This window comes from Streptomyces sp. NPDC040405, assembly GCF_055595765.1.
Genome location: NZ_JBVIVI010000002.1, coordinates 1,366,405 through 1,390,216 on the forward strand (window position 1 = coordinate 1,366,405; position 23,812 = coordinate 1,390,216).

24 protein-coding genes, 5 tRNA genes and 1 pseudogene are annotated in these 23,812 nt (G+C 71.3%); 19 read left to right on the top strand and 11 right to left on the bottom strand.

What is annotated here, in order from left to right:
• Positions 1–64 precede the first annotated feature (64 nt).
• From ACZ59A_RS13380 to ACZ59A_RS13395, 4 genes are all read right to left on the bottom strand, one after another.
• The gene (locus tag ACZ59A_RS13380; protein WP_470957461.1) at positions 65–652 is read right to left on the bottom strand and encodes a GTP-binding protein; all 588 of its coding nucleotides are present in this window, start codon (positions 650–652) and stop codon (positions 65–67) included.
• The gene (locus tag ACZ59A_RS13385) at positions 633–1,043 is read right to left on the bottom strand and encodes a DUF742 domain-containing protein (RefSeq protein WP_055547352.1); all 411 of its coding nucleotides are present in this window, start codon (positions 1,041–1,043) and stop codon (positions 633–635) included. The genes ACZ59A_RS13380 and ACZ59A_RS13385 overlap by 20 nt, the downstream gene beginning before the upstream one ends.
• A gap of 99 nt (positions 1,044–1,142) precedes the next feature.
• The gene (locus tag ACZ59A_RS13390; protein WP_009714791.1) at positions 1,143–1,556 is read right to left on the bottom strand and encodes a roadblock/LC7 domain-containing protein; all 414 of its coding nucleotides are present in this window, start codon (positions 1,554–1,556) and stop codon (positions 1,143–1,145) included.
• A 9-nt stretch (positions 1,557–1,565) separates the two neighbouring features.
• On the bottom strand, positions 1,566–5,462 hold the full coding sequence (locus tag ACZ59A_RS13395; RefSeq protein ID WP_470957464.1) for a sensor histidine kinase: 3,897 nt from the start codon (positions 5,460–5,462) through the stop codon (positions 1,566–1,568).
• Between the two features lie 595 nt (positions 5,463–6,057).
• On the opposite strand from ACZ59A_RS13395, the gene ACZ59A_RS13400 reads away from it, so the two are divergent.
• The 8 genes from ACZ59A_RS13400 (at position 6,058) to ACZ59A_RS13435 (ending at position 9,280) form a co-directional block, all read left to right on the top strand.
• The gene (locus ACZ59A_RS13400) at positions 6,058–6,237 is read left to right on the top strand and encodes a hypothetical protein (RefSeq protein ID WP_470957467.1); all 180 of its coding nucleotides are present in this window, start codon (positions 6,058–6,060) and stop codon (positions 6,235–6,237) included.
• Positions 6,238–6,358: 121 nt separating this feature from the next.
• On the top strand, positions 6,359–7,150 hold the full coding sequence (locus tag ACZ59A_RS13405) for a fumarylacetoacetate hydrolase family protein (protein ID WP_470957470.1): 792 nt from the start codon (positions 6,359–6,361) through the stop codon (positions 7,148–7,150).
• A complete protein-coding gene (gene gltX / locus ACZ59A_RS13410) occupies positions 7,143–8,630 on the top strand; it encodes a glutamate--tRNA ligase (RefSeq protein WP_470957473.1) in 1,488 nt (495 codons plus the stop codon). Before ACZ59A_RS13405 ends, gltX begins: the two co-directional genes overlap by 8 nt.
• Positions 8,631–8,798: 168 nt before the next feature.
• Positions 8,799–8,870: transfer RNA gene (locus ACZ59A_RS13415), tRNA-Gln, on the top strand.
• 50 nt (positions 8,871–8,920) lie between these two features.
• Positions 8,921–8,993, top strand: a tRNA-Glu gene (locus tag ACZ59A_RS13420).
• Positions 8,994–9,024: 31 nt separating this feature from the next.
• Positions 9,025–9,097: transfer RNA gene (locus ACZ59A_RS13425), tRNA-Glu, on the top strand.
• Positions 9,098–9,110: 13 nt separating this feature from the next.
• Positions 9,111–9,182, top strand: a tRNA-Gln gene (locus tag ACZ59A_RS13430).
• Between the two features lie 25 nt (positions 9,183–9,207).
• A tRNA-Glu gene (locus ACZ59A_RS13435) sits at positions 9,208–9,280 on the top strand.
• 46 nt (positions 9,281–9,326) lie between these two features.
• On the opposite strand, the gene ACZ59A_RS13440 is transcribed toward ACZ59A_RS13435, so the two are convergent.
• Positions 9,327–9,980 (bottom strand): MerR family transcriptional regulator, encoded by a 654-nt coding sequence (locus ACZ59A_RS13440; RefSeq protein WP_470957476.1) that lies wholly within the window; start codon positions 9,978–9,980, stop codon positions 9,327–9,329.
• A gap of 103 nt (positions 9,981–10,083) precedes the next feature.
• On the opposite strand from ACZ59A_RS13440, the gene ACZ59A_RS13445 reads away from it, so the two are divergent.
• The gene (locus ACZ59A_RS13445; RefSeq protein ID WP_470957478.1) at positions 10,084–10,575 is read left to right on the top strand and encodes a DUF4188 domain-containing protein; all 492 of its coding nucleotides are present in this window, start codon (positions 10,084–10,086) and stop codon (positions 10,573–10,575) included.
• A 40-nt stretch (positions 10,576–10,615) separates the two neighbouring features.
• Here the strand turns inward: ACZ59A_RS13445 and ndgR are convergent, their stop codons facing one another.
• A complete protein-coding gene (gene ndgR / locus ACZ59A_RS13450) occupies positions 10,616–11,332 on the bottom strand; it encodes an IclR family transcriptional regulator NdgR (RefSeq protein ID WP_009714784.1) in 717 nt (238 codons plus the stop codon).
• 141 nt (positions 11,333–11,473) lie between these two features.
• On the opposite strand from ndgR, the gene leuC reads away from it, so the two are divergent.
• The 4 genes from leuC to ACZ59A_RS13470 all read left to right on the top strand — a co-directional run bounded on the left by leuC (position 11,474) and on the right by ACZ59A_RS13470 (position 14,587).
• A complete protein-coding gene (leuC, locus tag ACZ59A_RS13455) occupies positions 11,474–12,904 on the top strand; it encodes a 3-isopropylmalate dehydratase large subunit (RefSeq protein ID WP_470957481.1) in 1,431 nt (476 codons plus the stop codon).
• Positions 12,905–12,910: 6 nt separating this feature from the next.
• On the top strand, positions 12,911–13,504 hold the full coding sequence (leuD, locus tag ACZ59A_RS13460; RefSeq protein WP_470957483.1) for a 3-isopropylmalate dehydratase small subunit: 594 nt from the start codon (positions 12,911–12,913) through the stop codon (positions 13,502–13,504).
• 124 nt (positions 13,505–13,628) lie between these two features.
• Positions 13,629–13,874, top strand: coding sequence for an SCO5555 family protein (locus ACZ59A_RS13465; RefSeq protein WP_470957486.1), 246 nt, complete (start codon positions 13,629–13,631; stop codon positions 13,872–13,874).
• 125 nt (positions 13,875–13,999) lie between these two features.
• A complete protein-coding gene (locus tag ACZ59A_RS13470; protein WP_468042248.1) occupies positions 14,000–14,587 on the top strand; it encodes an HU family DNA-binding protein in 588 nt (195 codons plus the stop codon).
• Positions 14,588–14,686: 99 nt separating this feature from the next.
• Here ACZ59A_RS13470 and ACZ59A_RS13475 read toward each other — a convergent pair whose 3' ends face one another.
• A complete protein-coding gene (locus tag ACZ59A_RS13475) occupies positions 14,687–14,890 on the bottom strand; it encodes a hypothetical protein (protein WP_470957489.1) in 204 nt (67 codons plus the stop codon).
• 50 nt (positions 14,891–14,940) lie between these two features.
• A complete protein-coding gene (cofC, locus tag ACZ59A_RS13480) occupies positions 14,941–15,630 on the bottom strand; it encodes a 2-phospho-L-lactate guanylyltransferase (protein WP_470957492.1) in 690 nt (229 codons plus the stop codon).
• A gap of 142 nt (positions 15,631–15,772) precedes the next feature.
• On the opposite strand from cofC, the gene ACZ59A_RS13485 reads away from it, so the two are divergent.
• Genes ACZ59A_RS13485 through ACZ59A_RS13495 form a run of 3 tightly spaced genes read left to right on the top strand, consistent with a single transcriptional unit; the run spans position 15,773 to position 18,721 of the window.
• Complete coding sequence (locus tag ACZ59A_RS13485) at positions 15,773–16,516, top strand: lysophospholipid acyltransferase family protein (RefSeq protein ID WP_470957495.1); 744 nt, start codon at positions 15,773–15,775, stop codon at positions 16,514–16,516.
• Positions 16,513–17,514: an NAD(P)H-dependent glycerol-3-phosphate dehydrogenase gene (locus tag ACZ59A_RS13490; RefSeq protein WP_470957497.1), complete on the top strand. Its 1,002-nt coding sequence runs from the start codon at positions 16,513–16,515 to the stop codon at positions 17,512–17,514. Before ACZ59A_RS13485 ends, ACZ59A_RS13490 begins: the two co-directional genes overlap by 4 nt.
• Positions 17,515–17,548: 34 nt before the next feature.
• Positions 17,549–18,721, top strand: coding sequence for a D-alanine--D-alanine ligase family protein (locus ACZ59A_RS13495; RefSeq protein WP_470957499.1), 1,173 nt, complete (start codon positions 17,549–17,551; stop codon positions 18,719–18,721).
• A gap of 25 nt (positions 18,722–18,746) precedes the next feature.
• Here the strand turns inward: ACZ59A_RS13495 and ACZ59A_RS13500 are convergent, their stop codons facing one another.
• Positions 18,747–19,259: a DUF3515 domain-containing protein gene (locus ACZ59A_RS13500; RefSeq protein WP_470957501.1), complete on the bottom strand. Its 513-nt coding sequence runs from the start codon at positions 19,257–19,259 to the stop codon at positions 18,747–18,749.
• A gap of 20 nt (positions 19,260–19,279) precedes the next feature.
• Positions 19,280–19,513, bottom strand: a complete 234-nt coding sequence (locus ACZ59A_RS13505) for an Lrp/AsnC family transcriptional regulator (RefSeq protein ID WP_398301697.1) — start codon at positions 19,511–19,513, stop codon at positions 19,280–19,282.
• A 137-nt stretch (positions 19,514–19,650) separates the two neighbouring features.
• On the opposite strand from ACZ59A_RS13505, the gene ACZ59A_RS13510 reads away from it, so the two are divergent.
• Complete coding sequence (locus ACZ59A_RS13510; RefSeq protein WP_470957504.1) at positions 19,651–20,619, top strand: thiamine-phosphate kinase; 969 nt, start codon at positions 19,651–19,653, stop codon at positions 20,617–20,619.
• A gap of 16 nt (positions 20,620–20,635) precedes the next feature.
• Positions 20,636–21,478, top strand: coding sequence for a bifunctional hydroxymethylpyrimidine kinase/phosphomethylpyrimidine kinase (thiD, locus tag ACZ59A_RS13515; protein ID WP_470957927.1), 843 nt, complete (start codon positions 20,636–20,638; stop codon positions 21,476–21,478).
• 204 nt (positions 21,479–21,682) lie between these two features.
• Here thiD and rpmB read toward each other — a convergent pair.
• Positions 21,683–21,793, bottom strand: a pseudogene (rpmB, locus tag ACZ59A_RS13520) (50S ribosomal protein L28); the annotation flags it as partial.
• Between the two features lie 252 nt (positions 21,794–22,045).
• Between rpmB and ACZ59A_RS13525 the strand changes: the two are divergent.
• The gene (locus ACZ59A_RS13525) at positions 22,046–23,797 is read left to right on the top strand and encodes a DAK2 domain-containing protein (protein WP_470957507.1); all 1,752 of its coding nucleotides are present in this window, start codon (positions 22,046–22,048) and stop codon (positions 23,795–23,797) included.
• The last annotated feature ends 15 nt before the right edge of the window (positions 23,798–23,812 follow it).

Here is a 23,812-nt window from a genome sequence, read left to right on the forward strand (position 1 = left end):
GGGCCGTGTCGTTGGACACAGCCCGCTCGTACCTTGCCGCCGGACAACCTCCGGCGATCCGCCCCTACTTGAGCCGGGCCATCAACGCGTGCTCGACCAAGGTGATAAGCGCGCTCTTGGTCTCGCTGCGGTGGCGGGCGTCCGTGGTGATGATCGGAGTGTCGGGGCCGATCTGCAGGGCCTCGCGAACTTCCTCCGGGTTGTAGGGCTGGTGTCCGTCGAAGCCGTTGAGGGCGATGACGAAGGGGAGGCCGGAGTTCTCGAAGTAGTCGACGGCGGGGAAGCAGTCGGCGAGGCGGCGGGTGTCGACGAGGACGATGGCGCCGATGGCGCCGCGTACCAGGTCGTCCCACATGAACCAGAACCGGTCCTGTCCGGGCGTGCCGAACAGGTACAGGATCAGATCGTCGTCCAGCGTGATGCGGCCGAAGTCCATCGCCACGGTCGTCGTGGTCTTGTCCTGCACATGGCTCAGGTCGTCGATCCCCGCCGAGGCGGAGGTCATGACGGCTTCGGTACGCAGCGGGTCGATCTCCGAGACCGCGCCGACGAACGTGGTCTTGCCCACGCCGAAGCCGCCCGCCACCACGATCTTCGCCGAGGTGGTCGCGCGGGCCGGCGGGGCGCCGCCACTAGAGCTTGCGAAGTCCACTGAGCACCCTTTCGAGCAGTGTCACATCCGGCGTACCGCCCGTCTCCGAGCTGCCCCCCGGCTGGTGAATGGCCACCATGCCGGCTTCCGCCAGGTCGGCCACCAGGATCCGCGCCACCCCGAGGGGTATGTTCAGCAGCGCCGACACCTCCGCGACCGACTTGACCTCCCCGCAGAGATGACAGATGCGCTGATGCTCGGGAAGCAGCCCCGCCAGATGCGCGGGGTCGGCAGTGGTACTGACCAGTGCCTCGATGGCGAGCTGATAGCGCGGCCGGGTCCGGCCTCCGGTCATGGCGTAGGGACGCACCAATGGCTGGTCGCCTTCACCCCCGTACGGCGTGTGGTGATGGCCGCCGTACGGGCCGGTCGAGGCAGGGGGCGGGGTCATGAGTCCTCCGGTCGGACAACAAGGTGACGACGTGTGCCGTCGGTCGGTGCCGGTGGGGGGCGCCCGGCCGTACGGCCGGGCGGGCGGTCGGTGGGTGGGTCAGTTCAACAAGCTGCCTTGCAATTCGGCGCGCAGGTCGGGGGTGAGGACGTTGCCCGCGCGATCGACGAGCAGGGCCATCTCGTAGCCGACGAGGCCGATGTCGCACTCCGGGTGGGCGAGTACGGCGAGGGAGGAGCCGTCGGAGATGGACATGATGAAGAGGAACCCTCGTTCCATTTCGACGACGGTCTGGTTGACCGTGCCACCTTCGAAGATGCGCGAGGCCCCGGTGGTGAGCGAGGTCAGGCCGGAGGCGACCGCCGCCAGTTGATCGGCTCGGTCACGGGGGAAGCCTTCGGACATCGCCAGAAGGAGTCCGTCGGCGGAGACCACCACGGTGTGGGACACCCCGGGGGTGTTGTCCACGAAGTTGGTGATCAACCAGTTCAGATTCTGCGCCGCCTGGCTCATCGGGCTCAACTAACGCTCCTGCTGGTAAGTCGGGCCTACGCCGCGATCATGGTTGCCTTCGAGACCGGTTCCGGCCCGACGGCCCTGCTGAATCCCCCGGCGGAGGTTGGTAAGCCTCCCGCGCACATCGTCGGGCGAGCGGGACACCTGGGGCCCCACCTGCTCGGGTTGCTCCGAAGACTGTGCGGCGCCCTCCACGAGATTCGCGCGGGGTACGCGCCGTGGCAAGCCGGACGCCGTGATACCACCGGCGGCGGGCTCGCGGATCTGCCCGGCGCGGCGCCAGCGCTCGTCGTTGGCGGACGAGGACTGCCACGCCGACTCTCCCGAACCGCCCAGCCCCTGGAAACCGGCGCCGTTGGTGCCGCCGTTGCGCGGGGCTCCGTTGGTGTCGCCGCCGGTTCCGTTCGCCCCGATGCCCTGGTACTCGCCGGTGTCGTACTCACCGGTGTTCCAGGACGGCTGCTGCGGCTCACGGCCCCGGGCGGGCGGAACGGCCGAGGCGTGCTGCCCGGGCGCGGGCGGCTCCGGAGCCCGGGCGGGCGGCTCGGCGGTGTACCGGCCGCCGTCGCCCTGGCCGCTCGGGGCCTCGGGCTGCTGGTGGAGCCAGGAGGATTCGATGGTGTCGAATATCGGCGTCCGGCCGTCGCCGGGACCGGCGGGCGGCAGGGCGTCGTCCGGCTGGCGGCCGCCCCGGTCGTCCCGCACCTGCGGGAACTCACCGGTGTCGCCGTGCCCCTGGCCCAGCTCCGGCCGGGCGAACTCGCTGGTGTCGCCGGGGCCGCGCCCGTAGTCGGGGCGCTGGAACTGCGCGGTGTCGCCCGGGCCGCGGCCCTCCTGGCCGGGTACGGCGAACTCGCCGGTGTCACCGGGACCACGGCCGTAGTCCGGGCGCTGGAACTCGCTGGTGTCGCCGGGGCCACGCCCGTAGTCGGGGCGCTGGAACTCTCCGGTGTCACCCGGACCGCGGCCGACGTCGGGGCGCTGGAACTCGCCCGTGTCACCGGGACCGCGGCCGAAGTCCGGACGCGGGAACTCGCCCGTGTCGCCCGGGCCGCGGCGCGGCTCGAACAGGTTGGGGCCGTCGCTCAGCTGGGGCAGCTCGCCGGTGTCGCCGGGGCCGCGGTTGCCGAACGGGTCGCGGCGCCCGCCCCCGGGGCCGAGGTCCGGGCGGGCGAACTGGCCCGAGGTCTCGGGCTCCTCGTGCCCGCGCGGCTGGTCGCCCGCGTCCCGCCGTCCGGCGGTCCAGTCGTCCTGGGGGCTCGCGCCCCAGCTGGTGCCGGGCGCCTGCGGCCCGGGAAGCTCACGTGCCGGGTCGCGCGAGGGCAGCTGCGGACGGTTGCCCTGGTCACCGGCGTCGGCACGGCTGGGCGCACCGGTCGGCGGGGCGACCGTCGGCCCCTGGTCGCCGCGCGTGGGCAGCGGGGGACGGCCGGAGGGGGCACCGGCACCGCTGCCGGGCCCGGCCGGGGGGTCGTTGCGCGGCGGCTCGTTCCGTGGCGGTTCGTTCCGCGGCGGGGTGGCCGACCGGCCGGGCGCCTCGAAGAGGTTCGGGCCGGAGGGGGCGCCACCGCCCGCGGGACCCGCACCGGCGCCCGCCGGCCGGGTCGGCAGGCCGCCGCCGTTGCCAGGCAGCGCGGTGCGCGGACCCGAGCCGGGGACCTGCCGCCGCGAGGGCGGCGAACCGAGCAGTCCCGCCGAGCCGTTGCCCTGCCCGCCGGAACCGGGACCGCCCTGGCTGCCGGGCCCCTGCGGGGCAGGCTTGCGGCCGCCCTGGGCGACGTCCACCGGCAGCATGACGAGCGCCGTCGTACCGCCCGAGTCGGACGGCCGGAGCTGGATGCGGATGCCGTGCCGCAGCGACAGCCGGCCGACCACGAACAGGCCCATGCGCCGGGACACCGACACGTCGACCGTGGGCGGCGAGGCCAGCCGCTCGTTGATCGCGGCCAGGTCCTCGGGCGAGAGCCCGATACCGGTGTCGTGGATCTCGACCAGCACCCGCCCGTCGGGCAGCGCGTGACCGGTGACCTTGACCTTGGTCTGCGGCGAGGAGAAGGAGGTGGCGTTCTCCAGCAGCTCGGCGAGCAGGTGCACGAGGTCGTTGACGACCCGGCCCGCGACCTCGGTCGCCGGGACCGAGCTGAGTTCGATGCGCTCGTACTGCTCCACCTCGGAGGCGGCCGCGCGGAGCACGTCCACCAGCGGGACCGGCCGGGTCCAGCGGCGGCCGGGCTCCTCGCCCGCGAGGACCAGCAGGTTCTCACCGTTACGGCGCATGCGGGTCGCGAGGTGGTCGAGCTTGAACAGCGAGGACAGCTGGTCCGGGTCGGCCTCGCGGCTCTCCAGCTCGGAGATGAGCGAGAGCTGACGCTGGATGAGGCCCTGGCTGCGGCGCGAGAGGTTGGTGAACATCGCGTTGACGTTGCCCCGCAGCAGCGCCTGTTCGGCGGCCAGCCGGACCGCCTCGCGGTGCACGTCGTCGAAGGCCGCGGCCACCCGGCCGATCTCGTCCCGGCTGTGCACACCGACGGACTCGACGGAGGTGTCCACGTCCTGCGGGTCGGACTCGGACAGCTGCTTGACCAGCTCGGGCAGCCGCTTCTCGGCGACGTCCTGCGCGGTGTCCTGGAGGCGGCGCAGCGAGCGCACCATGGAGCGGGCCACCACGAACGCGCCGACGAGCGAGACACCGAGGACGAGCAGGATCAGCGCACCGTTGAGGATCGCGTCCTGCTGGGCGGAATCGCGCAGCTCACGAGACTTCTGGGTCATCTCGCTGAGCAGCGTCTGCTCGATCTTGCCCATCTCGTCGATCTTGATACTGTCCTGGTCGTACCAGTCCAGATAGGTGCGCTTCTCGGCCTTGAGGCCGTCCGGGTCGCGCACCGCCCGGTCGGCGTACATCGTCGCCGCCTTGATGTCCGGGCGGCTGTCCAGCGGCTCCAGCAGGTCTTCGGAGTTGCCCTGGCGGATCTGCTTGAAGCTGCCCAGGGCCTCGTTCTCCTTGTCGACCGCGGTCCTGGCGAACCGGCTGTCGTTGGCGGAGAACTCGGCGCCCTTGGGGTCGGCGAGGGCGGCGCTGATGAGCGCGCGCTGGATGGAGGCGTACTCCTTGGCCGAGGAGAAGGTGGCGAGCGCGCGGGTGTTGTTGATCATCGCGCGGTTGCTGGTCGCCTGGGCCATGTCCTGCGACAGCGACAGCAGCGAGTTGATCAGCTCGTTGTAGTCCTGGACCGTCAGCGAGTAGTACTGGCTGTTGTCGTACGCCGTGTCACGGATATCGTTGATCTTGCCCAGCTGGCGGTCGATGTTGACCAGCGTGGACTGCACACCGGCCATCGACTGGTCGCCGGGCTCGACGTTGTCGGTGGCCTTGCGGAAGGCCGCGATGGCGCGGTTGGTGTCCTCGCGCGTCGAGACGACACCGTCGTCCTTCTCGTTGCCCTTGCTCGCCAGCGGCCCCGCCGACTTGTCCCGCTCCGCCTGGAGCGCGTTCGACAGCTGGGTGGCCTGCTGCGTCATGTCGGTGAGCAGCTTCATCTGGTCGAGCTGCTGGATGTTGTCCAGCGAGGTGTCAATGCGCAGCGCCCCCAGCGTGGTCGCGGCGACCACGGGGAGCGCCAGCAGGGAGACCAGCCTGGTGCTGATGCGCCAGTTCTTGAGGGCCATCCGGGCGCCGGGCCCGCTGGGTGCCGTCGGCGTGCCGGACTCGGCAGCGCCGCCGCCCCCGCTGGGCGCGCTGGTCTTCGTAGCGCTCTGGGTGCCCCCCTCGGAGCCCTGGTCGGCCGGGGGCCGGCCGCTGCCCTGGGCGCGCTGGGGCGTGGAGCCGCGGTCGGTCCCACCGCGCTGCTCCGGGTCCGCCGAAGCTTCCCCACGGCCCTGGCGGGCCTGGGGTGACCCCATTCCATCCCTCTTGAAACGTCCCTGCACTAGCGTCGCAACCTCTGGACCAGGCGCTCCACCGGTTCAGCGGTGGAGCGGTGTCGAGTCGAGGGGGACCGCGGCCCCCCAATTCGGTCGTGAGTGACCGGCGCGCTTCCTTTCGTATATCGACAAGAGGAGCCCCCGCCGCTCGGCGCCTCTGTCTTGCGCCCCCATGCGCGCCGGTTGATTCCCACGGCGGTCCCGGGAATTCCAGCACAGTGCCGGATGCTGCAACAAGGGCAAGCGGTAAGGCTGTGACGCGCGTGACGCTGAGTACGGGCGTTATTACCGGACGTAGAAAGTCATGTCTGCGATAACGGACTTTTGCGAACGAGTCGACCGTGTCCACGGCGTGTCCGGCTAGCGATGATCGAGAGCGGAACGTCTGGTTCGGGGGTGCAATGTCCGATTCGGGGCGCGAAGGGTGTGTCGTGAATGCGGCATTTGCCGGATCATTCGTGAGCAAAATCACATGCCGGTCAAGACTTTTTCCGCGATTCCATGGGCAAGGCCGCACCTAGCCTGACGCTTTACACCACCAGTGCATACGACAACAACGCGAGGCGTAAACCCAGTGAAGACGACGATGATGTTCCGCACGATAGCCAACCCCCGGCGCACCACCCTGGCCCATCTCGGGGACGCCGAGGAGCTGCGGACCGAGACCGGCGATCAGCCGGAGCAGTCCGTCGAACTGCCCACCCAGACCGCCAACCCCCGGCGCACCGTGCTGACCGAGGCCCCCGGCCACTGAACCGCACGTGCCGCGTCCCCGCACCGGGGACGCGCGAGCCGACCCGGCGGCGCGCGGGAGGCGGGGCGATAGCCTGGAGCGTCAGTCTCCAGCGAGTTCAGTTAAGGGGCACCAGCTTCCCGTGCGCATCGCCAGATTCTCCATCGATGGCAACGTCGCCTTCGGAGTGGTCGAGGGCGAGCCGTCCGATCAGGGCGGCCCCGTCGTCGACATCATCAAGGGACACCCCTTCGCCGAATTCGAGCGCTCGGGGCAGAAGATCCCCCTCAGCAAGGTCCGGCTGCTGCCGCCCGTCCTGCCCAACAAGGTCGTGGGCGTGGGCCGCAACTACGCCGAGCACGCCGCCGAACTCGGCAACGAGGTCCCCGACGTTCCGGTCGTCTTCTTCAAGCCGTCCACGTCGGTGATCGGCCCCGGCGACCCGATCGCCTACCCCTCCTTCTCCTCCGAGGTGCACCACGAGGCCGAGCTGGCCGTGGTCATCGGACGGATGTGCCGCGAGGTGCCGCGCGAGCGCGTGGCCGACGTCATCCTCGGCTACACCTGCGGCAACGACGTCACCGCGCGCGACGCGCAGCGGCGGGAGAAGCAGTGGGCGCGGGCGAAGGGCTTCGACGCCTCCTGCCCGCTGGGCCCCTGGGTGGAGACCGGCATCGACCTGGAGCGGGCCGGCGACCTCGGGGTCATGTGCACCGTCAACGGCGAGCAGCGGCAGCTGGGCCGCACCAGCGAGATGGTCCGCTCGATCGAGGACCTGATCGTGCACATCACCGAGGCGATGACGCTGCTCCCCGGCGACGTCGTGCTCACCGGCACCCCGGCGGGCGTCGGCCCCCTCACCGTCGGCGACGAGGTCGCCGTCACCATCGAAGGCATCGGCACTCTCACCAACAAGGTGATCAAGCGTGGCTAGCGCAACCTCCCCCGCCCCCGTGCGGGTTCGTTTCTGTCCCTCGCCGACCGGCAACCCCCATGTGGGCCTGGTCCGCACCGCCCTCTTCAACTGGGCGTTCGCCCGCCACCACGGCGGCACCCTGGTCTTCCGCATCGAGGACACCGACGCGGCGCGCGACTCCGAGGAGTCGTACACGCAGCTGCTGGACGCGATGCGCTGGCTGGGCTTCGACTGGGACGAGGGCCCCGAGATCGGCGGCCCGCACGCGCCCTACCGCCAGTCGCAGCGCATGGACATCTACGCCGACGTCGCGGCCAAGCTGCAGGAAGCGGGCCACGCCTACCGCTGCTACTGCACGGCCGAGGAGCTGGACGAGCGCCGCGAGGCGGCCCGCAAGGCCGGGCGCCCGTCCGGCTACGACGGCACCTGCCGCGCGCTTAACCCCGAGCAGATCGCGGCGCATGAGGCCGAGGGCCGCGCCTCGATCGTCCGCTTCCGGATGCCCGACGAGCCGATCACCTTCACCGACCTGGTGCGCGGCGAGCTGACCTTCACCCCGGACAACGTTCCGGACTACGGCATCGTGCGCGCCAACGGCGCCCCCCTCTACACGCTCGTCAACCCCGTCGACGACGCGCTGATGGAGATCACCCACGTGCTGCGCGGCGAGGACCTGCTGTCCTCCACCCCGCGCCAGATCGCGCTCTACCGGGCGCTCGCCGAGATCGGCGTGGGCGGCGGCCAGGTGCCCGCGTTCGGCCATCTCCCGTACGTCATGGGCGAGGGCAACAAGAAGCTGTCCAAGCGCGACCCCCAGGCGTCGCTGAACCTCTACCGGGAGCGCGGCTTCCTCCCCGAGGGGCTGCTCAACTACCTCTCCCTGCTGGGCTGGTCGCTCTCGGCCGACCGGGACGTCTTCTCGCGGGAGGAGATGGTCGCCGCGTTCGACATCTCGGGTGTCAACGCCAACCCGGCGCGCTTCGACCTCAAGAAGGCCGAGGCGATCAACGCGGACCACATCAGGCAGCTGGACGTGAAGACGTTCATCGAGGCGTGCGGCCCCTGGCTGCAGGCCCCGCACGCGCCCTGGGACCCGGAGCGCTTCGACGCGGCCGCCTTCGAGGAGCTGGCCCCGCTGGCCCAGACCCGGCTGACGGTGCTGTCCGACATCACCGCCAACGTCGACTTCCTCTTCCTGGCCGAGCCGGTGCAGGACGAGGCGTCGTGGACGAAGGCCATGAAGCCCGGCGCGGACGCCCTGCTCGCCACCGCCCGTACGAAGATCGCCGAGGCCCAGTGGCAGGCCGAGCCCCTCAAGGAGGCCGTCCTCGCCGCCGGTGAGGAGCACGGTCTCAAGCTGGGCAAGGCGCAGGCCCCGGTCCGCGTCGCCGTCACCGGCCGTACGGTCGGCCTGCCGCTGTTCGAGTCCCTGGAGGTCCTGGGACGCGAGCGCACCCTGGCCCGCATCGACGCGGCGCTGGCCAAGCTGTCGGCCTGACGGTGCCGGAGGGCGCCGCGTGCCCCGGCACGCGGCGCCACCGACCCGGCAATCCGTTTTGGTGGCCCGTCCACCATCGGGTAATGTTCTTCCTGCGCCGCTCGGGCGGGCCGAAAGGCCGGACGGAGGCGTAACCCAGACAAAACCCCTACGGGGGTGGCGTTTTGGTGGGGTATGGTGTAATTGGCAGCACGAGTGATTCTGGTTCACTTAGTCTAGGTTCGAGTCCTGGTACCCCAGCAAGAGATCTTCCCGATTTTGTCGAGAATCTCTTGATCAAGCAAAACCAGGCCCCCGTTGTGTAGCGGCCTAGCACGCCGCCCTCTCAAGGCGGTAGCGCCGGTTCGAATCCGGTCGGGGGTACGGATCTCCAGGTGTTACGGAGATCGCTAGGGCCCCCGTTGTGTAGCGGCCTAGCACGCCGCCCTCTCAAGGCGGTAGCGCCGGTTCGAATCCGGTCGGGGGTACTGGTCTATACCATGGGCTATGGTGTAATTGGCAGCACGAGTGATTCTGGTTCATTTAGTCTAGGTTCGAGTCCTGGTAGCCCAGCGCAGTACAGGATGTGCTGATTCAGGCCCCCGTTGTGTAGCGGCCTAGCACGCCGCCCTCTCAAGGCGGTAGCGCCGGTTCGAATCCGGTCGGGGGTACAGAAACGAGAAGGCCCCCCGTGGAGACACGGGGGGCCTTCTCGCGTCATGCGTCGTCGAACCGGCGGCCGGACTCCTCGGCCTGGGCGAGCCGTCGCAGGCTCAGCAGTACGGGCTCGTATAGCACGGTGAGCGCGACCGACGCCTCGATCTGCTCGGTCTGCGTGTCGTACGTCTCCACCACATCCAGTTCGTGGACGGCCAGTTCGGACACCAGCCGGGCGTACGGCAGCAAGTGGGCGGTGTCGTGCGGGTATCCGAGACGGGCCAGGGAGGCGATGGCCTCCACCAGCATCCGGTAGGCGGGCGAGATGTCGCCGCCCTCCCCGTGGCACGCCCAGCCGATCCGCTCCAGCAGCGCGTCCGCCTGCTCCCGGGCGCGGGCCGTCTCCGGGGCGTCCGCGGTGCCTTCCTGGGGTTCGGGACCATGCGGCAGCGCCCAGATCGCGGCGCCCAGCCGCAGATGCTGGTTCAGCGACTCGTCCTCGGCGGCCTTCAGTACCTCGCGCGCGGTGGCCACCGGCATCCGGCCGACCTGGATCAGCGCCCGCACCAGCCGCAGTCTGCGCAGATGCTCCTGGCCGTACTCGGCCTGCGTCGCGGTGACGCGCTCGCCCGGCGGCAGCAGCCCCTCGCGCAGGTAGTACTTGATCGTCGCGGTGGACACTCCGCTGCGCTCGCTCAGCTCCGCCAGTCGCATGCCATGCCTTTCTCTTGCGTTTCGAGTTGGAGAGTGTCACTATCCAAGTGATGGATAGCTCCACTATCCAATTCTATCGCGACGTCGGAACGAGGGGATCACCATGGGTGCCGATGTGATCGAAGGCCGGATGACCGCCGAGGCGGAGGGGGAAGTGACCGTCTTCCTCATCGGGATGCGCGTCAACCGCTTCCGCGCGCTGCGCAGCTGGCTGCCGGTGTTCAACGCCATGCCGCGGATGCTGCGCGAGCTGTCACGGGACAAGGAGAGCGGGCTGCTGGGCTACCAGCTGCTGGTCGGCCCGCCGCGGGTGCTGTACGTCGTCCAGTACTGGGACTCGCACGAGAAGCTCCTGGCGTACGCGTCGGCGCAGGAGAAGGAGCACCGCCCGGCCTGGGCCGCGTTCAACCGGCGGGCACGGGAGGGCCGGGGGAAGGTCGGCATCTGGCACGAGACGTACGCCGTACCGGCCGGTGCGCATGAGGCGATCTACTACGACATGCCCGCGTTCGGGCTGGCCAAGGCCACCGGAGTCGTCCCGGTCGGCCGCCGCGGTGAGCGTGCGGCCGACCGGCTGTCGCTGAAGGGCGCGTAGGGGCCGGGTCCCGGGGGGAGGCGGCGCCGTAACGCCGTGATCAATTGCCCCGGCGCAGGGCGTCGGAGAGGCGGGCGGCCGCGTCGATGACGGCCTGGGCGTGCATCCGGCCCGGGTGCCGGGTCAGCCGCTCGATCGGTCCGGAGACCGAGACGGAGGCGACCACGCGGTTGGACGGGCCCCGCACCGGCGCGGACACGGACGCCACGCCCGGCTCCCGCTCGCCGATCGACTGGGCCCAGCCCCGCCGCCGCACGCCGGACAGCGCCGTCGCGGTGAAGCGGGCCCCTTGCAGGCCCCGGTGCAGCCGCTCCGGCTCTTCCCAGGCCATCAGGATCTGGGCCGCCGAGCCCGCCTTCATGGGGAGGGTGGAGCCGACCGGCACGGTGTCCCGCAATCCGGACAGCCGCTCGGCCGCCGCGACGCAGATGCGCATGTCGCCCTGGCGCCGGTAGAGCTGCGCGCTCTCCCCGGTCACGTCCCTGAGGTGGGTGAGGACCGGCCCGGCCGTCGCGAGCAGCCGGTCCTCGCCCGCCGCCGCGGCCAGCTCGGCCAGGCGCGGGCCCAGTATGAAGCGGCCTTGCATGTCGCGCGCCACCATCCGGTGGTGCTCGAGTGCGACCGCGAGTCGGTGCGCCGTGGGGCGCGCGAGACCGGTGGCCCCGACCAGCCCCGCGAGGGTGGCCGGACCGGACTCCAGAGCGCTCAATACCAGAGCCGCCTTGTCGAGAACGCCGACGCCGCTAGAGTTGTCCATGAAACGATACTCGCGTCTCACAGTGTGAAACGCAAGTTCAATTTTTCGGGATTCCCGCCACTCTGGTAGTGGCGGCCCGAAGGCCAGGGCACGCACTCGACACGAGTTGGGCCGGCGAAGTGGCCGGTCGGAGGGAAAGCGATGGGACGGACACTCGCGGAGAAGGTCTGGGACGACCATGTCGTCCGGCACGCGGAAGGCGAGCCGGACCTCCTCTTCATCGATCTGCACCTGCTGCACGAGGTGACCAGCCCGCAGGCGTTCGACGGCCTCCGCAAGGCCGGACGCCAGGTGCGTCGTACCGACCTCACCATCGCCACCGAGGATCACAACACCCCGACCCTCGACATCGACAAGCCGATCGCGGACCCCGTCTCCCGCACCCAGTTGGAGACGCTGCGCAAGAACTGCGCGGAGTTCGGGGTGCGTCTGCATCCGCTCGGAGACGTCGAGCAGGGCGTCGTCCACGTAGTGGGACCGCAGCTGGGACTGACCCAGCCCGGCACCACCGTCGTCTGCGGTGACAGCCACACCTCCACCCACGGCGCCTTCGGCGCGCTCGCGTTCGGTATCGGCACCAGCCAGGTCGAGCACGTGCTGGCCACGCAGACGCTGCCGCTCGCGCCGTTCAAGACCATGGCCGTCACGGTCGAGGGCGAGCTGCCCGAGACCGTCACCGCCAAGGACCTGATCCTGGCGATCATCGCCCGCATCGGCACCGGCGGCGGCCAGGGCTTCGTGATCGAGTACCGCGGCTCCGCCATCGAGAAGCTCTCGATGGAGTCCCGGATGACCGTGTGCAACATGTCCATCGAGGCGGGTGCCCGGGCGGGCATGATCGCCCCGGACGAGACCACCTTCGACTACCTCAAGGGCCGCCCGCACGCCCCTGAGGGCGCGGAGTGGGACGAGGCCGTCGCGTACTGGCGCACGCTGCGCAGCGACGACGGCGCGGCGTTCGACCGCGAGGTGGTCATCGACGCCTCCGAGCTGGCCCCGTTCGTCACCTGGGGCACCAACCCCGGTCAGGGCGCGCCGCTGTCGGAGTCGGTGCCGGACCCGGCCAGCTTCGAGGACGCCAGCGAGAGTTACGCCGCCGAGAAGGCCCTGGAGTACATGGGTCTGACGGCCGGTCAGCCGCTGCGCGAGATCAAGGTCGACACCGTCTTCGTCGGCTCCTGCACCAACGGCCGCATCGAGGACCTGCGCTCCGCGGCCTCGGTCCTGTACGGCCGTTCGGTGGCCGACGGGGTGCGGATGCTGGTGGTCCCGGGCTCGGTGCGGGTGGCGCTGCAGGCCGTGGAAGAGGGGCTGGACAAGGTCTTCACCCAGGCCGGTGCCGAGTGGCGGCACGCGGGCTGCTCGATGTGTCTGGGCATGAACCCCGACCAGCTCGCGCCCGGTGAGCGCTCGGCGTCCACCTCCAACCGCAACTTCGAGGGCAGGCAGGGCAAGGGCGGCCGTACCCACCTGGTCTCGCCGCAGGTCGCCGCCGCCACCGCGGTGCTCGGCCATCTGGCCTCGCCCGCCGACCTGTCCGACGCCGACGTCACCGTTCCCGTGGGGGTCTGAGCAGCCATGGAAGCATTCACCACGCACACCGGCCGGGCCGTCCCGCTGCGCCGCAGCAACGTCGACACCGACCAGATCATCCCGGCGCACTGGCTCAAGAAGGTCACCCGCGACGGTTTCGAGGACGGGCTGTTCGAGGCCTGGCGCAAGGACCCGGAGTTCGTGCTCAACCAGTCCGCGCACAAGGGCGGCACGGTGCTGGTGGCCGGACCCGACTTCGGCACCGGCTCCTCGCGCGAGCACGCGGTGTGGGCGCTGCAGAACTACGGCTTCAAGGCCGTGATCTCCCCGCGCTTCGCCGACATCTTCCGCGGCAACTCCCTCAAGAACGGGCTGCTGACCGTCGTCCTGCCGCAGGACACCGTGGACCGGCTGTGGAAGCTGGTCGAGGCGGACCCCACCGCGGAGGTCACGGTGGACCTCGTCGACCGTCAGGTTCGAGCCGAGGGAATCACGGCTGATTTTGAGCTTGACGAGAACGCCCGGTGGCGACTCCTGGAGGGGCTGGATGACATCAGCCTCACCCTCAGGGAGGAGGCCGACATCGTCGCGTACGAGGCTCGTCGCCCCTCCTTCAAGCCCAGCACGACGGTGCTCTGACCCCCCGGTTTCCCCTGCACAGAGCGGGTTTGGCATGATGCGCCGCCAGTCCTCGGACTGGCGGCGCATCGTCATGTTGAGGCCCCGTGAAGCGACAACTCGCCTCAGATGGCACAATCAGTGCATGGAACGCGACGGCCAACTCGAGCTCTACGGTCTTGTCGCCGACCGGCTCAAGGAAGCGCACACAAGGGTGCGCACACTGCAAGTCCCGGAGGGCGTACGGATGGCGCTGTCCCGGAAGCTGCTGGTGATCACGGCAGCGTCAAAACACGATCTCGCAGGCGCGGCAAGGCGTCTGGAGCGGTTGATGAACGACCTCGACGAGGGTCGTTTCCCCGAAGATCCCGACTCCGGCAGAAGTCCATGACGACCGAGTGCGTTGCGGCACAAGGGTGATTAGCCCGTTTCGTGTTTGATTTGCGGTATATATCTGCCTAACGTGCGAAAAAGCTTGAACACATTCGTTCTGGCAATGTCTCCGAAGGGGAAGACGTGAACAAGGCGCAGCTCGTAGAAGCGATTGCAGACAAGGTCGGCGGGCGACAGCAGGCCGCCGAGGCGGTCGACGCGGTACTGGACGCCATCGTCCGTGCGGTGGTCGGCGGGGATCGAGTTTCGGTCACCGGTTTCGGTTCGTTCGAGAAGGTGGAACGGCCCGCCCGGTACGCCCGTAACCCCCAGACCGGTGAGCGGGTCCGGGTCAAGAAGACCTCGGTGCCCCGTTTCCGCGCGGGCCAGGGCTTCAAGGACCTGGTGAGCGGTTCGAAGAAGCTGCCGCGAGGCGGCGAGGTGGCCGTGAAGAAGGCCCCCAAGGGCAGCCTCCAGGTCGCCGCCAAGAAGGCCGCGGCCAAGAAGGCCACCGCCAAGAAGGCGGCTCCGGCGAAGAAGGCGGCCGCCAAGAAGGCCACGGCCAAGAAGGCGCCCGCCAAGAAGGCCCCGGCGAAGAAGGCCACTGCCAAGAAGGCGGCTCCGGCGAAGAAGGCGACCGCCAAGAAGGCCGCCGCGAAGAAGGCCCCGGCGCGCAAGACGACCGCGCGCAAGGCCCCCGCCAAGAAGACCACCACCGCCAGGAAGCGCTAGTCGTCGCCGCACAGCGGCACCGTTCACGCGCCGGGCCGGGCTCCGAAGTGGGAGCCCGGCCCGCGGTGCGTCATGGGCCCGGAACCACGGCCGGGGGCGTCAGAACGTCTGCAGGGTGATGAACACGACGCGCCGGTCGTCGCCCTCGCCCGACACCTCGATCCGCACCCGCTGCCCGGGCCGCAGCATCCGCAGCCCCCCGGCGTCGAAGGCCGCCGCGTCGAAGGGCACGGGCGTGCCGTCGTCGAGCAGCACACTGCCCGTACGGGCGTCGGGGTCGTAGGTGTAGGCCGTTCCCTGCATGCCCGCCAGCCTAGTGCGCGCCGCCCGGGTCCGCCCCGCCGGGCTCCGCCCTACGTACCGGGCAACGCGGCCCGCGGGCCGGGCGGGCGAGGGGTGCCGCACAGGCGGGCCGTGTGGGTGCCGACGCCCAGTGCCAGCGCCGCGCGCAGATCCTCGCCGGTGTCCACGTCGCGCCGCACCGAGTCGACCCCGGGCAGCTCGATCTCGTACGCGCCGGACGCCCGGTGCCGGGCCCGGGAGGCGCCCCCGAAGGCGGGCGCGAGGTCGGTGCCAGGCGCCGCCGCGAGGAGTGTCGTGCCGACCCCCGCCGCGTCCGCCAGAAAGGCGCGTGGGAACTCCGCGGCGGTTTCGAGCACCTGGTCGAGGTCGGCCGTCCGCAGTGCCGGGAGATCGGCGTTCAGCGCCGCTACGAAGGCCCTGGGATGGCCCTCCCGTACCGTCCGGGCGCCGTGCGCGAGCGCCGCGTTCAGCCCGCGCCCCGGTGAATCGGGCAGGATCCGGGCACCGAGGGCCGCCAGCTCGCGCCCGGCCAGCGGATCGTCCGTGACCACGGTCACCCCGCCGACGCGCCGCCCGGCCAGCGCGGCACCCACCGTGTCCTTGGCGAACGCCAGCGCGAGGCCCGGGCGCGGGGCGTCCCCGGCGGCGGCGGAGAGCCTGCTCTTCGCCCGTGACAAGGGCTTCAGCGGCACCACCAGCGTCCACATCACAGGGCTTGCGTTTCTTCCCACGGCTCCCATTGTCGCCTGCTGCCCGGCTCGCCCCGGACGGTGCGGGGTTACGGTGTCCTCGACAGACCGAGTACCTGGAGCGACACTTGTGCGGCTGCCCGGACGGCAGCAAGCCAGCAGGTCAGCAGGGTCCAAGAGGAGGATGTTCCGAGTGTCCGGCCGCAGAATCGGCTTCTGGTACCGCATGGCGGCGGTCATGGTGAAACCGCCCATGGTGGTTCTGTTCAAGCGGGACTGGCACGGAATGGAGCACATTCCCGCCGACGGTGGCTTTATCACCGCGATCAACCACAACTCGTATCTCGACCCGCTGTCCTACGCGCACTTCCAGTACAACAGCGGACGCGTGCCCCGCTTCCTCGCCAAGGCCGCCCTCTTCAAGGGCGGCTTCGTCGGCACGATGCTGCGCGGCACCGGGCAGATCCCGGTCTTCCGCGAGTCGACCGACGCGGCCAACGCCTTCCGGGCGGCTGTCGACGCCATCAACAAGGGCGAGTGCGTGGCCTTCTATCCCGAGGGCACCCTGACCCGCGACCCCGACCTGTGGCCGATGCGCGGCAAGACCGGCGCCGCCCGGGTCGCCCTGCTCACCAAGGCCCCGGTCATCCCGGTCGCCCAGTGGGGTGCCAACGAGGCCGTACCGCCGTACGCCAAGGACAAGAAGGTCCGGCTGTTCCCGCGCAAGACCCTCAAGGTGCACGCGGGCCCGCCGGTGGACCTGTCCGAGTACTACGGCCAGGAGCCGACCGCCGACGTGCTGCGGGCGGCCACCGACACCATCATGGCCGCGGTCACCGAACTCCTCGCCGAAGTCCGCGGCGAGCAGGTGCCCGCCCGGGCGCGCGACATCGACGCCGACCAGCCGCGCCCCGTAGCCGAAGAGGAGAGCAAGTGACGCGCTGCGCCGTCTACGGCACCGGGTCCTGGGGCACCGCCTTCGCGATGGTGCTCGCCGACGCCGGCTGCGAGGTGACGCTGTGGGGCCGCCGCCCCGATGTCGTCGAGGCCATCAACACCGGCCGCACCAATCCCGACTACTTCCCCGGCATCCGCCTCCCCGACGGGGTGCGGGCCACCACCGACCCGGCCGAGGCCGCGCGGGAGGCGGAGTTCACCGTCTTCTCCGTGCCCTCCCAGACGCTGCGCGGCAACCTCGCCGCATGGGCCCCGCTGCTGCCCGCCGACACCGTGCTGGTCTCCCTGATGAAGGGCGTCGAACTCGGCACGGCCAAGCGGATGAGCGAGGTCATCGCGGAGGTCGCGGGGGCGCCCGAGGAGCGCGTCGCGGTACTCACCGGCCCCAACCTCGCCAAGGAGATCGCCGCCCGGCAGCCCGCTGCCTCCGTGGTGGCCTGCCGGGACGAGGACGTGGCGCGCCGCCTCCAGACCGCGTGCCACACCCCTTACTTCCGCCCGTACACCAACACCGACGTGGTCGGCTGCGAACTCGGCGGCGCGGTGAAGAACGTCATCGCGCTGGCCGTCGGCATCGCGGACGGCATGGGCCTCGGCGACAACGCCAAGGCGTCCCTCATCACCCGCGGGCTCGCCGAAACGACCCGGCTGGGCCTCGCGATGGGCGCCGACGCGCACACCTTCGCGGGCCTGGCGGGCATGGGCGACCTGGTCGCCACCTGCTCCTCGCCGCTGTCCCGCAACCACACCTTCGGCACCAACCTGGGCCGCGGCATGACGCTGGAGGAGACCATCGCGGTCACCCGGCAGACCGCGGAGGGCGTCAAGTCGTGCGAGTCCGTGGCGGAACTCGCCCGGCGCCACGACGTCGACATGCCCCTCACCGAGACCGTGGTCGGCATCGTCCATGACGGCAAACAGCCGCTCGTCGCGCTCAAAGAGCTGATGTCGCGCAGCGCGAAGGCGGAGCGGCACTGACGCCGTCCGAACCGCAAGGTAACCTCAACGCGATATGAGCAGCCAGACTCCTTCCTCAAGCCCTGCCCCGGCTTCCTCCTCCGGCGAGCCGCGGAAGCCGCGCGTCGCCGTCGTCTTCGGCGGACGCAGCTCCGAGCACGCCATTTCCGTGGTCACCGCGGGGGCCGTGCTGCGTGCCATCGACCGCGAGAAGTACGACGTGCTGCCGATCGGCATCACGGCGGACGGCCGTTGGGCGCTGACCGCCGACGCGCCCGAGCGGATGGCCATCGCGGACCGGCAGCTGCCGAGCGTCGAACGGCTCGCCGAGTCCACGGAGGGGTCGGTCGTGCTGCCGGTCGACCCGGGCAGCCGCGAGGTCGTCTACAGCGAGCCGGGCTCGGTGCCCAAGGCGCTCGGCGACGTCGACGTCGTCTTCCCCATGCTGCACGGCCCGTACGGCGAGGACGGCACCCTCCAGGGGCTGCTGGAGCTGTCCGGGGTGCCCTATGTGGGCGCCGGAGTGCTGGCCTCCGCCGTCGGCATGGACAAGGAGTACATGAAGCGGGTGTTCGTCTCGTTCGGGCTGCCCGTCGGCCCGTACGAGGTGATCCGCCCCCGCGACTGGGAGCGGGACCCGGCCGCCGCCCGCGCCAGGATCACCGACTTCGCCGGTGAGCACGGCTGGCCGCTGTTCGTGAAGCCCTCGCGGGCCGGTTCCTCCATCGGCATCACCAAGGTCGAAGGACCGGAGCAGCTGGACGCGGCCATCGAGGAGGCCCGGCACCACGACCCGAAGGTCATCGTGGAGGCGCTGCTGCGCGGCCGCGAGATCGAGTGCGGGGTGCTGGAATTCGAGGACGGGCCGCGGGCCAGCGTGCCCGCCGAGATCCCCCCGGTCTCCACCCACGACTTCTACGACTTCGAGGCCAAGTACATCGACGCGGCCCCCGGCGTCGTCCCGGCGCCGCTCACCGAGGAGCAGACCGAGCGGGTCCGGGAGCTGGCGGTGCGCGCGTTCGACGCGGTGTCCTGCGAGGGCCTGGTGCGCGCGGACTTCTTCCTGCTGGACAGCGGCGAGTTCGTGATCAACGAGATCAACACGATGCCCGGCTTCACCCCGATCTCCATGTATCCGCGCATGTGGCAGGAGAGCGGTGTGAGCTACCCGGAGCTGGTGGACCGGCTCATCCAGGCCGCGCTGCGCCGCTCCACGGGGCTGCGCTAGAACCGGCTCGCCCGCCGCGGGCGCGTCACACCACACCCGCCGGAATGGTCTTCTTGACGGGGCCCGCGAGGTCGATCAGCGCATCGACCTCGGGGGCGTACTTCCCCGGCACCGTGACCTCCACGAACGCCCTGCGCAGCACGGTGGTGAAGCGATAACCGTCGCCCTGCTTCCGCGGCAGCCAGTCGACGCCGTTCACCTCGGCCGCCTCGGACCGGGGGTTGTAGTGTTCGTCGCCGGGGTCGAGCACCTTCGGCCGGGCGACCCCGCAGCGCAGCCGCACCGCGGGATCGCCCCAGACGGCGGTGAAGTCCGAAGCGGGCCCGGCGGTGCGCCGCCGCAGCCCGTCCACCGTCCCGGGCAGAACCTTGTGCAACGCCCGGCACAGCGCGGCAGCCTGCGCCGGGGGCGTGGGAACCGTGAGCGCGCCGGTGGCGTCGGAACCGTCGGCGCAGCCGCCCGCCGACAGCACGATCAGCGCCGCAGCGGCGGACAGCGGCACCGACCGACGGGTGACAGTACGGTGTGCGGAACTCACCGGCCGAGCATACGGGGGAGCTAGATATGGACCACCGGGCAGGTGAGCGTGCGCGTGATCCCTTCTACTTTCTGGACTTTCGCGACCACCATGCGGCCGAGTTCGTCGACCGTCTCGGCCTGGGCGCGCACGATCACGTCGTACGGACCCGTGACGTCCTCGGCTTGTATCACCCCCGGGAGCTTGGCGATGACGTCGGCGACGGTCGACGCCTTGCCGACCTCGGTCTGGATCAGGATGTACGCCTGTACCACGGAACCTCCAGGGCGGCTACGAGGATCATGTGGGGAGAAGGGACGCCACGGTACCGCGTCGCCACCTGGCGCGGGGAGACCCGCGCGGCGTGCGCGGCGCGGTGGGCACAGGGCCACGAGCACGAAGGGGCAATGCGATGAAGGGCACCGTGGGCGAGTTGGGGGAGTTCGGGCTCATCAGAGAGCTGACCTCCCGGCTCACCACCACCTCGGCGGTGAGGCTGGGGCCCGGGGACGACGCTGCGGTCGTGGCCGCACCGGACCGCAGGGTGGTAGCCAGTACGGACGTCCTGCTGGAGGGCAGGCATTTCCGCCGGGACTGGTCCACCGCCTATGACGTCGGCCGCAAGGCCGCCGCACAGAACCTCGCGGACATCGCGGCCATGGGCGCGGTGCCGACCGCGCTGCTGCTGGGCCTGGTGGTGCCCGCCGATCTGCCGGTGACCTGGCCGGCCGAGATGATGGACGGGATCCGCGACGAATGCCAGGTGGCGGGCGCCGCGGTGGTCGGCGGCGACGTGGTGCGCGGCGACGCCATCACCATCGCCATCACTGCCCTGGGCGATCTGCGCAACCACGAGCCGGTCACCCGATCCGGTGCCCGGCCGGGCGACGTTGTCGCCGTCACCGGCTGGCTGGGCTGGTCGGCCGCCGGGCACGCGGTGCTCTCGCGCGGCTTCCGCTCACCGCGCGCCTTCGTCGAGGCGCACCGCCGTCCGGAGCCGCCGTACCACGCGGGACCGGCCGCCGCCGGGCTCGGCGCGACCGCGATGACCGACGTCAGCGACGGGCTGGTGGCCGACCTCGGGCATATCGCCGAGGCCAGCCAGGTCCGTATCGATCTGCGCTCGGGGGACATCGACATCCCCTCGCAGATGTCGGACATCGGGCAGGCGGTGGGCGTCGACCCGATCCAGTGGGTGCTCAGCGGGGGAGAGGACCACGCGATCGTGGCCACCTTCCCGTCCGACGTGAAGCTGCCCGCCCGCTGGAAGGTGATCGGCGAGGTGCTCAACCCGTCGGCGCTGCCGCAGGTGACGGTCGACGGGGCGCCCTGGCTGCACGCGGGCTGGGACCATTTCGGGGATGACCAGGGCGCCGAGTAGATTCGGCCGTATGGCCATGTCGAACGATGCCACCCGTGTTCCCCGCGTCCCTCGTGACCGCCGGGCGCCCGTCCGCGTCCTCACCGTCGCCGGATCGGACTCCGGCGGCGGTGCGGGCATCCAGGCCGACCTGAAGACGATGCTGGCCCTGGGCGCGCACGGGATGAGCGTGCTCACCGCGGTGACGGCGCAGAACTCCCAGGGCGTCCAGGGCGCCTGGGAGCTGCCCGCGGAGGCCGTCCGCGCCCAGTTCCGCAGTGTGGTGGACGACATCGGCGTCCAGGCGGTCAAGACGGGCATGCTGGCGACCCCCGAGCTGGTCGAGACCGTCGCCGGGCTGCTCGCGGGGCTGCCCGCCCCGGTGGTCGTCGACCCGGTCGGGGTCTCCAAGCACGGCGATTCGCTGCTGGCCGCCGAGGCGCTGGACGCGGTCCGCACCAAGCTGCTGCCCACCGCCACCGTCGCCACCCCCAACCTGGACGAGGTCGCCCAGCTGACCGGCATCCGGGCCGGTTCGGAGGGCGACCTGCGGCGGGCGGCGCGCGCGGTGCTGGACTTCGGCCCGCGGTGGGCGCTGATCAAGGGCGGCCATCTGCCGGGCGACGCGGTGGACCTGCTCACCGACGGCACCGAGGAGCACTGGCTGCGGGCGCCGCGCTACGACAACCGCCACACCCATGGCACCGGCTGCACCCTCGCCTCGGCGATCGCCACCTACCTCGCGGGCGGCATGGCCGTCCCGGAGGCCGTGGGGGCGGCCAAGGAGTACGTCACGGGCGCGATCGCCGCGGGCTTCCCCCTGGGCGCGGGCATCGGCCCGGTCGACCACGGCTGGCTGTCCGCCCGGCCCGCTACGTAGCCGGTCCCGGCGTGGCCCCGCCGCATAGCCGGTCCTGGCGTTTCGGGGCATGCGTAAAGGCCGGTCCACTGTCATGTGTGGACCGGCCTCGGCAACCGGCAATCCCGCTTGCGCGGGGAAGGCGTGCGCCTAGCGCGAGACCTTGCCGGCCTTGATGCACGAGGTGCAGACATTGAGCCGCTTCGGGGTCCGACCGACCACAGCGCGCACCGTCTGGATGTTGGGGTTCCAACGACGGCGGGTGCGGCGGTGCGAGTGCGAGATGTTGTTGCCGAAGCCCGGCCCCTTGCCGCAGACGTCGCAGTTGGCAGCCACGGGTTACTCCAAAGACGGGTCAGCCTCGCTTCCCGCGAGGAGACAGAAACTTAACGGGAACCCCGGCGTAGCCAGGATCGAGGATGACCGGCGGCGCCAGGGGGAATAGCCCGACTCTCATCGGGCAACCGGAGCAGCATACAACGGCCACTCCCGTACAACGAAACTATCATGGCTGCCCCAGCCCCCGCGGAGGGCGGCGACTAGCCTGCGATGACGCCCAGCCGGACCCCCGTCCCGAGGAGAACGTACGTGCCGCACACGCTCGACGCCGATGCGGTACGGATCTGGTGCGGGCTCGCGCTGGACGCGCTGGGCCGGGCCCGCGAGGACATCGACGCGATCAATGTCTATCCGGTCGCGGACGGTGACACCGGCACCAATCTCTATCTGACCGTCGAGTCCGCCGCCCAGGCCGTCGACGCCGCCTTCGACGGCCACCCCGCCTCGGCCGGTGCCGCCGGGCCCGGCCTCGCCGACGTGGCGCGCGCCATGGCCCATGGCGCCCTGATCGGCGCGCGCGGCAACTCCGGCACCATCCTGGCCCAGCTGCTGCGCGGCATGGCGGACGTCCTGGCCGAAGGCGTCGACGAGGACGGCAAGGACGGCAAGAACGATGGGGACGGCGGCAGGGACGGGGACGGCGGAGCCGAGGCGGCCGGGCTGCGGCGGGCCCTGCGGCGCGCCGTCGACCTGGCGTACCTCGCCGTCGCGCATCCCGTGGAGGGCACCGTGCTGACCGTGGCCGTGGCGGCGGCCGAGGGCGCGGAGCGGGCCACCGGGGATGTCGGCGCGGTGGCCCGGGCGGCGTACGAGGCGGCGCGCGCCGCGCTCCAGGCGACCCCCGGGCAGCTCGACGTCCTGGCCCGCGCGGGCGTCGTCGACGCGGGCGGCTACGGCCTGGTCACGGTGTTGGGCGGGCTCGCCGAGGCCCTGTCCGGCGAACCCCCGGCGGCGCCGCCCGCCGCCCCCGCCCTCCCCGCTCCCACCCCTGCCCCCGCCTTCCCCGGGGAGACCGGGGCCGGGCCGGTGGACTGTTCCGCCGACGGGCCCGCGTACGAGGTGATCTACCTCCTGGAGGCCGTCGCCGGCGCCGTCGCCGGCCTGCGCGAGCGGCTGGACGCACTCGGCGACTCGCTCGTGATCGTCGGCGGCGACGGACTGTGGAACGTCCACGTCCACGTGGACGACGCGGGCGCCGCGGTCGAGGCGGGCGTCGAGGCCGGACGCCCGTACCGCATCCGCATCACCCACTTCGGCGCGCCCGCGGAGCGCCGTCCGGCCGCCGTCCCGGAGCCGGGCCGCCCCGAGCGGCGGCCGGACGAGCCGTCCGGCGAGCGCGCGACCCGCGCCGTGGTCGCCGTCGTCCCCGGCGACGGGCTCGCCGCGCTGTGCACCGAGGCCGGTGCCACCGTGGTCGCCACCGGGCCGGGGAAGCCGCCCGGCGGCAGCGAGCTGGCCGAGGCGATCCGGCGGGCCCACGCGCGCGAGGTGGTGCTGCTGCCCAACGACGCCGAGCTGCGCCACCCGGCCGCGGCCGCCGCCGCGCAGGCCCGCGCCGAGGGCGTACGGGTCGCCGTCATCCCCACCCGCTCCCCGGTCCAGGGCATCGCCGCGCTCGCCGTGCACGAGCCCGCCCGCAGCTTCGACGAGGACGTCGTCGCGATGACCTCCGCCGCGGGCGCCACCCGCTGCGCCGAACTGGCGATCGCCGAGCACCGGTCCTGGACCATGGCCGGGGTCTGCCAGGCCGGGGACGTCCTGGGCCTGATCGACGGCGACGTGGCGGTGATCGGCACCGAGCTGGCCCCGACCGCCGAGACGGTTCTGGACCGGATGCTGGCCGCGGGCGGGGAGATGGTCACGCTGGTGCTCGGCGCGGACCTCCCGGACGACATCGCCGAGCGGCTGGAGCGGCACGTACGGGAGGGCCACTTCGCCGTCGACACGGTCGTCTACCGGGGCGACCAGCCCTCCGCGCCGCTGATCATAGGCGTCGAATGATCCCGGGCATGATCT